The following is an 11,826-nucleotide window of genomic DNA, read 5'->3' on the forward strand; positions in this document are numbered from 1 at the left end:
AGCTGGGGCAATTCATGGCAAGTAGTGGCACTGTGCAGCAATACCAACCGGGGCAACGCTGGATCAGCGACAGCGAGGCAGAACTCGGCCTGGGCACCATCCTCACATCGGACGGCCGCCTGCTCACGGTGCTCTACCCGGCGACCGGGGAAACCCGCCAATACGCCCTGCGCAACGCGCCGCTGACCCGCGTGCGCTTCGCCCCGGGTGACGAGATCACCCATTTCGAGGGCTGGAAGCTCACCGTGCAGGAAGTCGAGGATGTCGACGGCCTGCTGGTCTACCATGGCTTCGACGCCCAGCACGCGCCTTACAGCCTGCCGGAAACCCAGCTGTCCAACTTCATCCAGTTCCGCCTGGCCAGCGACCGCCTGTTCGCCGGGCAGATCGACCCGCTGCCGTGGTTCTCCCTGCGCTATCACAGCCTCGACCACCAGAGCCGCCTGCTGCAGTCCACCCTCTGGGGCCTGGGCGGCGCACGCGCGCAACCGATCGCCCACCAGTTGCACATCGCCCGCGAAGTCGCCGACCGCGTCGCCCCGCGCGTCCTGCTGGCAGACGAAGTCGGCCTGGGCAAGACCATCGAAGCCGGCCTGGTGATCCACCGCCAGCTGCTCTCCGGCCGCGCCAGCCGCGTGCTGATCCTGGTCCCGGAAAACCTCCAGCACCAGTGGCTGGTGGAAATGCGCCGGCGCTTCAACCTGGAAGTCGCGCTGTTCGACGCCGAGCGCTTCGCCGAAAGCGATGCCAGCAATCCGTTCGAAGACACCCAGCTGGCCCTGGTCTCGCTGGAATGGCTCAAGCGCAGCGAGAAGGCGCAGGACGCCGCGTTCGCCGCCGGTTGGGACCTGCTGGTGGTCGACGAAGCCCACCACCTGGTGTGGCACCCGGAAAAGGCCAGCGCCGAGTATTCGCTGGTCGAGCAACTGGCCGAGGTCATCCCCGGCGTACTGCTGCTCACCGCGACCCCGGAGCAATTAGGCCTGGAAAGCCACTTCGCGCGCCTGCGCCTGCTCGACCCCAACCGCTTCCATGACCTCGCCGCGTTCCGCGCCGAGAGCGCCAACTACAAGCCGATCGCCGAAGCGGTGCAGGAGCTGCTCGACGAAGGCCGCCTGTCCGAGAAGGCCCACGCCACCATCAGCGGCTTCCTCGGCAACGCAGGCGAAGCGCTGCTGGCTGCGGTCACCGATGGCGACAGCGACGCCGCCGCACGGCTGATTCGCGAGCTGCTCGACCGCCACGGCACCGGCCGCCTGCTGTTCCGCAACACCCGCGCCGCCGTGCAGGGCTTCCCCGAGCGCGAACTGCACCCCTACCCGCTGGCCAACCCCGTGGAATACATGGAGCTGCCAGTGGGCGAGCACGCCGACCTCTACCCGGAAGTCAGCTACCAGTCGCAGCAGGATAGCGAGACCGAGCGCTGGTGGAAGTTCGACCCGCGCGTGGACTGGCTGATCGACACCCTGAAGATGCTCAAGCGCGTGAAGGTACTGGTGATCTGCGCCCACGCCGAAACCGCGATGGACCTGGAAGACGCCCTGCGCGTGCGCTCCGGCATTCCGGCCACGGTGTTCCACGAGGGCATGAACATCCTCGAGCGCGACCGCGCCGCCGCCTACTTCGCCGACGAAGAGTTCGGCGCTCAGGTGCTGATCTGTTCCGAGATCGGCTCCGAAGGCCGCAACTTCCAGTTCAGCCATCACCTGGTGCTGTTCGACCTGCCGGCGCACCCGGATCTGCTCGAACAGCGCATCGGCCGCCTCGACCGCATCGGTCAGAAGCACGTCATCCAGCTGCACGTGCCGTACCTGGAAAACAGCCCGCAGGAACGCCTGTTCCAGTGGTACCACCGCGCGCTGAACGCCTTCCTCAACACCTGCCCGACCGGCAACGCGCTGCAGCACCAGTTCGGCCCGCGCCTGCTGCCGCTGCTCGAAGACACGGACGACGGCGTCTGGCAGGCCCTGCTCGACGAAGCCGAAAGCGAGCGCAAGCGCCTCGAAGGCGAACTGCACAGCGGCCGCGACCGCCTGCTGGAACTCAACTCCGGCGGTGCCGGCAACGGTCAGCAACTGGTCGAGGACATCCATGAGCAGGACGACCAGTACGCCCTGCCGATCTACATGGAAGAGCTGTTCGAGGCCTATGGCATCGACAGCGAAGACCATTCCGAGAACGCCCTGGTGCTGCGCCCGAGCGAGAAGATGCTCGACGCCAGCTTCCCGCTGGGTGACGACGAAGGCGTGACCATCACCTACGACCGCAACCAGGCGCTGGTGCGCGAAGACATGCAGTTCCTCACCTGGGAACACCCCATGGTGCAGGGCGGCATGGACCTGGTGCTGTCCGGTTCAATGGGCAACACCGCCGTGGCGCTGATCAAGAACAAGGCACTGAAACCCGGCACCGTGCTGCTCGAGCTGCTCTACGTCAGCGACGTGGTCGCCCCGCGCGCCCTGCAGCTGGGTCGCTACCTGCCGCCGGTGGCCCTGCGCTGCCTGCTCGACGGCAACGGCAACGACCTGGGCAGCAAGGTCTCGTTCGAGAAGCTCAACGAACAGCTGGAAACTGTGCCACGCGCCAGCGCCAACAAGTTCGTGCAGGCGCAACGCGAGGTGCTGACCAAGCAGATCAACGCGGCCGAAGCCCTGGTGATGCCGCGCCACACGGCACGCGTGGACGAGGCGCGCCGCCGCTTCAGCGCCGGCCTGGACGAGGAAATCGCCCGTCTCACCGCGCTGCAGGCGGTCAACCCATCGGTACGCCCGGCGGAGATCGAAGCGCTGCGCAAACAGCGTGAAGACGGCCTGGGCTACCTGGAAAAAGCGGCAATGCGCCTGGAGTCGATCCGCGTACTGGTCGCTGGCTAAGCCCCGCCAACGCTGTGCGCCGCGCAGGGTGGATCACGCTGCAGCGGTCCACCTGCCAAGGTTCGGCATAGCACGGTTGGGGGGAAGACGAAAACGACAAGGGCAGCCTGGGCCGCCCTTGTTGCATATGCACCGCGCCGCTGGCTCAGGCCGGCGTGTTCTTGCTGCGCATCTTCTCGCACATGCGGGTCATCTCGTCGTAGATCACCTGCGGATTCTGCTGCTTGATCTGCCAGGCCATGCGGCCCTGCTCGTGCGGCAGGATCATGAAGGTGCCTTTGCCCACTTCGTCATAGATGTAGTCGGCGATTTCCGCGGCGGTGATCGGGCTGGACTCCAGCAGCTTGCCGACTTGTTGCTTCATGGTCTGGTTCGGGCCACGGAAGGAGTCGAGCAGGTTGGTCTGGAAGAACGACGGGCACACCACGTGCACGCCCACACCTTCCGGGGTCAGCTCTGGCAGCAGGCTTTCCGACAACGCCACCACGCCGGCCTTGGCCACGTTGTAGTTACTCATCGCCGGGCCCTGCATCAGCGCGGCCATGGAAGCGATGTTGATGATGCGGCCCTTGCTCTTCAGCAGCAGTGGCAGGAAGGCCTTGCAGCCCTTGATCACGCCCATCAGGTTGATCGACAGCTGCCAGTCCCAGTCTTCCAGGCTCAGATCGCCGAAGAAACCACCCGCCGCCACACCGGCGTTGTTGACCAGCACATCGAGGCCGCCGAAACGCTCCTCGCAAGCCTGTGCCACGGCAGTCAGTTGGCTGTAGTCGCGTACGTCGCAGCGCATGGTGAAGCCGTCACCGCCGGCTTCGCGCACCAGCTTCAGGGTTTCCACCAGGCCCGGCTCGCTGACGTCGGCCAGCGCCAGCTTCCAGCCTTCACGGGCCCAGCGCAGGGCTATTTCACGTCCCAGGCCGGAACCGGCGCCGGTGATCATCATGCGATTTTGCATACTGCTTGCCTTGTTGTTTAGTGAGGGTGCGCCGAGTGTAGCCAAGGACGTTGGCCCTGCCCCGCAGCATCAGGGCGCTGAATGACGACCAAGAAAGGCGCCCCTAGGACGCCGCCATCCGACGTGCGGCAACACGCGGAAGCAGCGACGGCTACAGCGCTCAGCGCCGCCACCGGCGCCGCAGCAACATCCAGTAGACCAGCAGGTTGATCACCAGCACCACACCACCCAGCCAGAGCTGGATCTGCGGTGTGAGGCCGGCCGGATAGATCAGCGGGATCAGGTAGTGCTCGATGAAGCCACCGTCATAACCGGCCTGCCCCGCCGTCTGGCGCAGATGGTTTTCCAGTGGCGTAAGCGGGCAGTACAGGTGCAGTACCTCGACCGCAAACCCCCAGGCCGCGGCCGGCAGATGCAAAAGCATCAGGCGCGGCCAGCGCAGCACCAGCAGGCCACCGAACAGCACGAACAGGATGAACGCCAGGTGCACCAACACCACGCCATCGGCGGCAAGACGCCAGATCATCGCGCCCCCTGGTGCACGTGCAAGCGACGCGCGCGAGGCATGCTGCAACGTACTCGAAACGTGCCGTTATCGGCTGCAATCACTCTCATTGTCTTCCTCGTCGCGGATCATGCATTCCAGGGCGCAATTATTTTTCACCCGCTCGATCTCGAAGCAACTCCAACGCACCAAACTTTATATATTCAATTCAATGATTTAGCGCCAAGACGCGGAAGCTAAACATTCTTATTTATATTAATTTTTATATATAATTCAATAACTTATGTTTGACCAAAATAACTTGCCAGCGCAAACTTGCGACCTATATCCACCGCTTACTCTCGAGGCGCGTCATGAAAGGCGACAAGCAAGTCATCCAACACCTGAACAAGATCCTCGGCAATGAGCTGGTGGCGATCAACCAATACTTCCTGCATGCCCGCATGTATGAAGACTGGGGCCTGAGCAAACTCGGCCAGCACGAGTACAAGGAATCCATCGACGAGATGAAGCACGCTGACAAACTGGTCAAGCGCATCCTCTTCCTCGAAGGCATTCCAAACCTGCAGGACCTCGGCAAGCTGATGATCGGCGAGAACACCAAGGAAATGCTCGCCAGCGACCTGCGCCTCGAGCTGCAAGCCGTACCGGACCTGAAAGCCGCCATCGCCTACTGCGAAAGCGTCGGTGACTACGGCAGCCGCGAACTGCTGGAAGACATCCTTGAATCCGAGGAAGAGCACATCGACTGGCTGGAAACCCAGGTCGGCCTGATCGACAAGGTCGGTCTGGAAAACTACCTGCAGTCGCAGATGGAAGAATAAAACCAGCCCCAATAAAAAAGCCCCGCAATGCGGGGCTTTTTTATTGCAGGCGGATTACTCGGCGCTGGCTTTCTGCGCGGCATCCTTGATCAGGGTCTGCAGCTCACCCTTCTCGAACATCTCGGTCATGATGTCGCTGCCGCCGACCAGCTCACCACCGACCCACAGTTGCGGGAAGGTCGGCCAGTTGGCGTACTTCGGCAGGTTGGCGCGGATTTCCGGGTTCTGCAGGATGTCCACGTAGGCGAACTTCTCGCCACAGGCCATCACCACCTGCGCGGCGCGCGAGGAGAAACCGCACTGCGGCGCGTTCGGCGAGCCTTTCATGTACAGCAGGATGGTGTTGTTGGCGATCTGCTCTTTGATGGTATCGATAATATCCACGACTCACCTCATCTAACTTCCCCGGACCAGTGCCGGGCGGGATGGCGCGATTGTAACCGAAAAACCTAGCGGTGGGCTCGGGCTTGCGCCGTCACCCATCTCGGTTTCAGGCTGCTTCGACCTTCACCGGCACGCCGTTGAGGGCGGCATTGCCGGAGACTGCGTCGAGTTGTCGCTCGTCGGTCAGGTCGTTGGCACTGGCACCCGGCTGCGCACTGGCGATCCCCATCTGTACACCCGGACGCGCATGGCCCCAGCCGTGTGGCAGGCTGACCACGCCCTGCATCATCTCGTCGCTGCCCTGCACTTCCACCTCGATCATGCCGACCCGCGATTGCACGCGCACGCGCTGACCATCGCTGAGGCTGCGCCCGGCCATGTCCTGCGGGTGCATGAGCAACTGGTGACGCGGCTTGCCCTTCACCAGACGCTGGTAGTTGTGCATCCAGGAGTTGTTGCTGCGCACGTGGCGGCGACCGATCAGCACCAGCTCGCCTTCGGCCGGTTGCGGCTGCGCAGCGAAACGCTGCAGATCACCCAGCAGCTGCGCCGGCGCCGCTTCGACCTGTTGCGAGGCGGTCTTCAGGCGCTCGGCCAGGTTGCTCTGCAGCGGCCCCAGGTCGATGCCATGGGGATGCTCGCGCACGACCGCGAGGTTGAGCTGGCGCTCGGACTTGTCGCCGTAGGGGCCGAAGCGCAGGCCCATGTCGATCATCTGCTGCGGCGGCACGGTGCTCTTGAGCTCCTGTCCGGTCTTCTCGGCGAAGGCCTTGGCCAGGCCGATGAAGATTTCCCAGTCGTGCAGCGCACCGTCGGGCTTGTCCAGCACCGCTTCGTTGAAGCGGGTGACATTGCGCACGGCGAACATGTTGAAGGTAGTGTCGTAGTGATCGTGCTCCAGCGGCGCGGTCGGCGGCAGGATCAGGTCGGCGTAGCGCGTGCTCTCGTTGATATAGAAGTCGACGCTGAGCATGAACTCCAGGCCATCCAGTGCTTCTTCCAGCTGCCGGCCATTGGGCGTGGACAGTACCGGGTTGCCAGCCACGGTGATCAGCGCGCGCACCTGGCCTTCGCCGGCAGTAAGCATCTCTTCGGCCAGCGCCGCCACCGGCAGCTCGCCGGCATACTCCGGCAAGCCGGACACACGGCTCTGCCAGCGGTTGAAGTTGCCACCAGAGCTGCTCGCCACCAGATCGATGGCTGGAGTGGTGCACAGCGCACCACCGGGTTGGTCGAGGTTGCCGGTAACCAGGTTGATCAGCTGGATCAGCCAATGGCAAAGGCTGCCGAAGGCCTGGGTCGAAACGCCCATGCGCCCGTAGCAGACTGCCGACGGCGCCGCGGCAAACTCGCGCGCCAGCAGGCGAATGGCCTCGGCCGGTACACCGCAGCGCGCGCTCATCGCCTCGGCGCTGAAGCCGGCGATAGCCTCGCGCACGGACTCAAGACCGGCCACCGGAAGATGACTGGTACGAGTCAGGTTTTCCTCGAACAGGGTGTTGAGCAGGCCCAGCAGCAGCGCCGCGTCATTGCCGGGGCGGACGAACACGTGCTGGTCGGCCATGGCCGCGGTCTCGCTGCGCCGCGGATCGACCACCACCAGTTTGCCGCCGCGTGCCTTCAAGGCTTTCAGGCGCTTCTCCACGTCCGGCACGGTCATGATGCTGCCGTTGGACGCCAGCGGGTTGCCACCGAGGATCAGCATGAACTGGGTGTGGTCGATGTCCGGGATCGGCAGTAGCAGGCCGTGGCCGTACATCAGGTAGCTGGTCAGGTGATGGGGCAACTGGTCGACCGAGGTGGCCGAGTAGCGGTTGCGCGTCTTCAGCTGACCAAGGAAGTAGTTGCTGTGGGTCATCAGCCCGTAGTTGTGCACGCTCGGGTTGCCCTGGTACACGGCCACGGCGCTCTTGCCATGCTCCGCCTGGATCGCCGCCAGGCGCTCGGCGACCAGGACGAAGGCGTCGTCCCAGCCGATCGGCTGCCACTCGTTGCCGATGCGCCGCATGGGTTGGCGGATGCGATCGGGATCATGCTGGATGTCCTGCAGGGCCACCGCCTTGGGGCAAATGTGGCCGCGGCTGAAACTGTCCAGTGGGTCGCCCTTGATCGACAGGATCTGCTGGCTACCGTCGTCCAGGCGTTCGGTTTCGATGTTCAGGCCGCAGATGGCTTCGCAGAGATGGCACGCACGGTGATGGAGGGTCTTGGTCATGGCCTAGCCTCTTATGGTGTTCGAGACGACCGGTCGGGTCGTGAACCCTGACTATGGCGGCAGACCCTGCGCGGCGCCAGAGTAGTCAGCCGCGTGAATCGAGCGCCATCATGCCCGGCGATGCAGCCTGCCGGCTGGCAGAAAACGGCTCTGATTCAACCGCTTGCGGGCCATCAATTTGCTCCTGTGCGACATTAGCGGATAAGATCCGCCTTCCCCGTTTGTCGCCCCCACGCGGCTCCAGCCGCTGTCCGGTCTGCTTTTTTCCATTGTTTCCTGCTCCCGGAACGGCGACTCGTTGTTGAATTAAGGTAGTTAATGATGAGCGCTAGACACTTTCTCTCGTTGATGGACTGTACTCCCCAGGAACTGGGCAGTCTGATCCGTCGCGCTATCGAGCTGAAGGATCTGCGCAAGCGCAGCGTGCTGTTCGAACCGCTGAAAAATCGTGTGCTGGGGATGATCTTCGAGAAGGCGTCCACCCGTACCCGGTTGTCCTTCGAGGCCGGCATGATCCAGCTTGGCGGCCAGGCCATCTTCCTCTCGCCGCGCGACACCCAACTCGGCCGTGGCGAGCCGATCGCCGACAGCGCCAAGGTCATGTCACGCATGCTCGACGCGGTGATGATCCGTACCTTCGCCCACAGTACCCTCACGGAGTTCGCCGCCCACTCGCAGGTGCCGGTGATCAACGGCCTGTCCGATGACCTGCACCCCTGCCAGCTGCTGGCCGACATGCAGACCTTCATCGAGCAGCGCGGCAGCATCGCCGGCAAGACCGTGGCCTGGGTCGGTGACGGCAACAACATGTGCAACACCTATATAGAAGCGGCGCAGCAGTTCGACTTCCAGCTGCGCATCGCCTGCCCACAAGGCTACGAGCCCAAGGCCGAATTCCTCGCCGCCGCAGGCGAGCGCGTGCGCATCGTGCGTGACCCGCGTGAAGCCGTGGCCGGCGCGCACCTGGTGAGCACCGATGTGTGGACCTCCATGGGTCAGGAAGAGGAAGCCGCCGAGCGCCTCGCCCTGTTCAAGCCCTACCAGGTCAGTCGCGCCCTGCTCGATGCCGCCGATCCGTCGGTGATCTTCCTGCACTGCCTGCCCGCCCACCGCGGCGAGGAGATCAGTGAAGACCTGCTCGACGACCCGCGCGCCCTCGCCTGGGACCAGGCGGAAAACCGCCTGCACGCGCAGAAGGCGCTGCTCGAACTTCTCGTTGAACCGGCGTACCACCACGCATGAGCCATTCGATGCTTCTCAGCCTGCGCGGGCTCGCCTGCGGCTACCACGAACACCGCGTGGTGCAGCAGCTCAACCTGCACCTGAACGCCGGCGATATCGGCTGCCTGCTCGGCCCGTCCGGCTGCGGCAAGACCACCACGCTGCGCGCCATCGCCGGCTTCGAGCCGGTGCACGAGGGCGAGATCCAGCTGGCCGGGGAGGTCATCTCCCGCGCCGGTTTCACCCTCGCCCCGGAGAAACGGCGGATCGGCATGGTGTTCCAGGACTACGCCCTGTTCCCACACCTGACCGTGGCCGAGAACGTCGCCTTCGGCATCCGCAAGCACCCACAGCGCGAGCAGGTCACCCATGAGCTGCTGGAACTGGTCAACCTCGCCCAGCTCGGCAAGCGCTACCCGCACGAGCTGTCCGGCGGCCAGCAGCAGCGCGTCTCGCTGGCCCGCGCCCTGGCGCCGGAGCCGCAGCTGCTGCTGCTCGACGAGCCCTTCTCCAACCTCGATGGGGAACTGCGCCGGCGCCTCAGCCACGAGGTGCGCGACATCCTCAAGGCGCGCGGCACCAGCGCTATCCTGGTCACCCACGACCAGGAAGAAGCCTTCGCCGTCAGCGATCAGGTCGGCGTATTCAAGGATGGCCGGCTGGAGCAGTGGGACACGCCCTACAACCTCTACCACGAGCCCGCCACGCCCTTCGTCGCCAGCTTCGTCGGCCAGGGTTACTTCATCCGCGGTCAGTTGCTGACCCCGGACACGGTGCAGACCGAGCTCGGCGTGATCCGCGGCAACCGTGCCTACACCTGGCCGGAAGGCAGTGCGGTGGACGTGCTGCTGCGCCCCGACGACATCGTCTACGCCCCGGACAGCCCGCTGCAGGCGCAGATCGTCGGCAAGACCTTCCTCGGCGCCGCCACCCTGTACCGCCTGCAACTGCCGACCGGCACCCAGCTCGAGGCAATCTTCCCCAGCCACGCCGACCACGCGCCCGGTCAGCACGTTGGCATTCGCGTCGCCGCCGACCACCTGGTGGTGTTCGCCGCCCAGGGCAGCGTCGCTGCGCAGGTCAGCCTCAAGGAATCCGGCGTCCGCCGCTACAGCGGCAGCTGAGACAGGGCGGCGTTGGCCGCCCATTTTCTTTCAGATGAACAGCGTTCCGCTGCTGACCAGCACGGCATGGCCGGCGATCTTCACCCGCTCGCCCGCCAGCCGGCAATGCAGCTCGCCGCCGCGTGCCGAGCACTGGTAGGCGAGCAGCTCGCTCTTGCCCAGGCGCGCCGCCCAGTAGGGAATCAGCGCGCAATGGGTCGAACCGGTCACCGGGTCTTCGTTGATGCCGATACCCGGGGCGAAGTAGCGCGACACGAAATCGTGCGCCTCGCCCGGCGCAGTGACGATCACCCCCAGCCCCGGCAACTGCGCCAGCGCCACCAGATCCGGCAAGCAGGCACGCACCGCCTGCTCCGATTCGAGCACCGCCATCAGCTCGGCGCCCTGCTGCACTGCCACCACGCGCTGCCCGAGAATCCGCTCCAGTTCGGCGGTGACCGGCGCATCCGTCAACCTGGCCGTGGGGAAATCCAGCACCAGACGGCCTTGCTCGCGAGTGACGCTGAGCGCGCCGGACTGGCAGATGAAGTCCAGGCGCTCGCCCGGCTCGCGGTAGATCTCGAACAGTGCATGGGCGCTGGCCAGGGTGGCATGGCCACAGAGCGGCACCTCGGCGGCCGGGGTGAACCAGCGAATGTGCCAGCGTGCACCGTCGCGCACGACGAAGGCGGTTTCCGCCTGGTTGTGTTCGGCAGCGATCTGCTGCATCAGGCTGTCGGCCAGCCAGGTGTCGAGGCGGTAGACCACCGCGGGATTACCGCTGAAAGCACGCTGGGTGAAGGCATCGATCTGGTGGAATTCGAGGGGCATGGACGAGGCATTCCTGTTGCAGATGAAGACCGTCAGCATGCCAGCTTGGCGACCCGCCCCGCGCCATACAGTCCGCCGCGATTACGCCATAACACTCACTTTTTCACGCCGTACTCGACCAGCAACGCCTGCAGGCGGCCATTGGCGCGATAGCGCTGCAAGCCGCGCTCGAACAGGTCGACATAGCGCTTGCTGTGGACATGGGTCGGCGAGAACGCCAGGTAGATCGGCACGTCCGGCTCGCGGCAACCGGCCTCACGCAGCGGCTCGTGCCCGGCACTGGCCAGGGTCGATTGCATCACCCAGCTGTTTTCCAACACCACGTCGAGCCGCCCGCGCTGCAACTTGCCGAGGTTCAGCTCCAGGGCGTTGTCGCCGGCCACGGCCTGCACCTGATCGGTCTTGCCGTGCTTCTTCACGTAGGCGTTCAACTGCTCGCCGTAGCTGTAGTCGTTGATCACGCCCAGGCGCTGGCCGGGCAACGACGTCACGCCACGGTAATCCCAGGTCGAGTCCGTGCGCGTGTAGAAGCAGTAGCGCGACTGCGCCACGGGCGTGGGCGTGAAGAGAAAGTCGGGGGCGTCCTCGACACCGGCGCCGATCGCCGCATTCAGTTCACCGGCGCGCACCTCGCGCAGGGTGCGGGCCCAGTTGAGGGTTTGGTACTGCACCTGAATACCGGCCTCGGCGAAGATCTCCTGCGCCAGCTCGACGAAGATGCCGGGCTGCGCCGAGCCCGGCACGCAGTTCACCGGGCACCAGATGTCCCCGGCGATGACCAGGGTTTCCGCCTGCGCGGCGCCGAGCAGGCCGGTACTCAGCAGCATTCCCTGCAGGCTGTTACGCAGGCGTCTCGAAGCACTTCGATTGGGCATGCGTGCGTCCTCCGTTCCGTGAAGCCGACGATCTCTACCG

10 protein-coding genes are annotated in these 11,826 nt (G+C 64.8%); 4 read left to right on the forward strand and 6 right to left on the reverse strand.

What is annotated here, in order from left to right; translation table 11 throughout:
• Nucleotides 1-14 precede the first annotated feature (14 nt).
• Nucleotides 15-2,873, forward strand: a complete 2,859-nt coding sequence (gene rapA, locus IB229_RS17400; protein ID WP_192331166.1) for an RNA polymerase-associated protein RapA — start codon at nt 15-17, stop codon at nt 2,871-2,873.
• Between the two features lie 145 nt (nt 2,874-3,018).
• On the opposite strand, the gene IB229_RS17405 is transcribed toward rapA, so the two are convergent.
• Nucleotides 3,019-3,828 (reverse strand): SDR family oxidoreductase, encoded by an 810-nt coding sequence (locus IB229_RS17405; RefSeq protein WP_192331167.1) that lies wholly within the window; start codon nt 3,826-3,828, stop codon nt 3,019-3,021.
• A gap of 160 nt (nt 3,829-3,988) precedes the next feature.
• Entirely contained in the window at nt 3,989-4,354 is a 366-nt protein-coding gene (locus IB229_RS17410) for a DUF2784 domain-containing protein (protein WP_192331168.1), read from the reverse strand.
• 332 nt (nt 4,355-4,686) lie between these two features.
• Between IB229_RS17410 and bfr the strand changes: the two genes are divergently transcribed.
• Nucleotides 4,687-5,157, forward strand: coding sequence for a bacterioferritin (gene bfr, locus IB229_RS17415; RefSeq protein ID WP_192331169.1), 471 nt, complete (start codon nt 4,687-4,689; stop codon nt 5,155-5,157).
• A gap of 54 nt (nt 5,158-5,211) precedes the next feature.
• Here bfr and grxD read toward each other — a convergent pair whose 3' ends face one another.
• A complete protein-coding gene (grxD, locus tag IB229_RS17420) occupies nt 5,212-5,541 on the reverse strand; it encodes a Grx4 family monothiol glutaredoxin (protein ID WP_192331170.1) in 330 nt (109 codons plus the stop codon).
• A 106-nt stretch (nt 5,542-5,647) separates the two neighbouring features.
• Nucleotides 5,648-7,756: a molybdopterin oxidoreductase family protein gene (locus IB229_RS17425; protein ID WP_192331171.1), complete on the reverse strand. Its 2,109-nt coding sequence runs from the start codon at nt 7,754-7,756 to the stop codon at nt 5,648-5,650.
• Nucleotides 7,757-8,077: 321 nt separating this feature from the next.
• Here IB229_RS17425 and argF point away from each other — a divergent pair, with 321 nt between their 5' ends.
• Both argF and IB229_RS17435 read left to right on the forward strand, forming a co-directional pair.
• A complete protein-coding gene (gene argF, locus IB229_RS17430; RefSeq protein ID WP_192331172.1) occupies nt 8,078-8,998 on the forward strand; it encodes an ornithine carbamoyltransferase in 921 nt (306 codons plus the stop codon).
• Nucleotides 8,995-10,101, forward strand: a complete 1,107-nt coding sequence (locus IB229_RS17435; RefSeq protein WP_192331173.1) for an ABC transporter ATP-binding protein — start codon at nt 8,995-8,997, stop codon at nt 10,099-10,101. The genes argF and IB229_RS17435 overlap by 4 nt, the downstream gene beginning before the upstream one ends.
• A gap of 30 nt (nt 10,102-10,131) precedes the next feature.
• On the opposite strand, the gene IB229_RS17440 is transcribed toward IB229_RS17435, so the two are convergent.
• Both IB229_RS17440 and IB229_RS17445 read right to left on the reverse strand, forming a co-directional pair.
• Nucleotides 10,132-10,911 carry a PhzF family phenazine biosynthesis protein gene (locus IB229_RS17440; RefSeq protein WP_192331174.1) on the reverse strand — a complete coding sequence of 260 codons (780 nt, stop codon included), beginning with the start codon at nt 10,909-10,911 and terminating at the stop codon, nt 10,132-10,134.
• A 95-nt stretch (nt 10,912-11,006) separates the two neighbouring features.
• Nucleotides 11,007-11,786, reverse strand: a complete 780-nt coding sequence (locus IB229_RS17445; RefSeq protein ID WP_225579168.1) for a substrate-binding periplasmic protein — start codon at nt 11,784-11,786, stop codon at nt 11,007-11,009.
• Nucleotides 11,787-11,826 lie beyond the last annotated feature (40 nt).

This window comes from Pseudomonas sp. PDM14 (assembly GCF_014851905.1).
In the GTDB taxonomy this organism is placed as follows: domain Bacteria; phylum Pseudomonadota; class Gammaproteobacteria; order Pseudomonadales; family Pseudomonadaceae; genus Aquipseudomonas.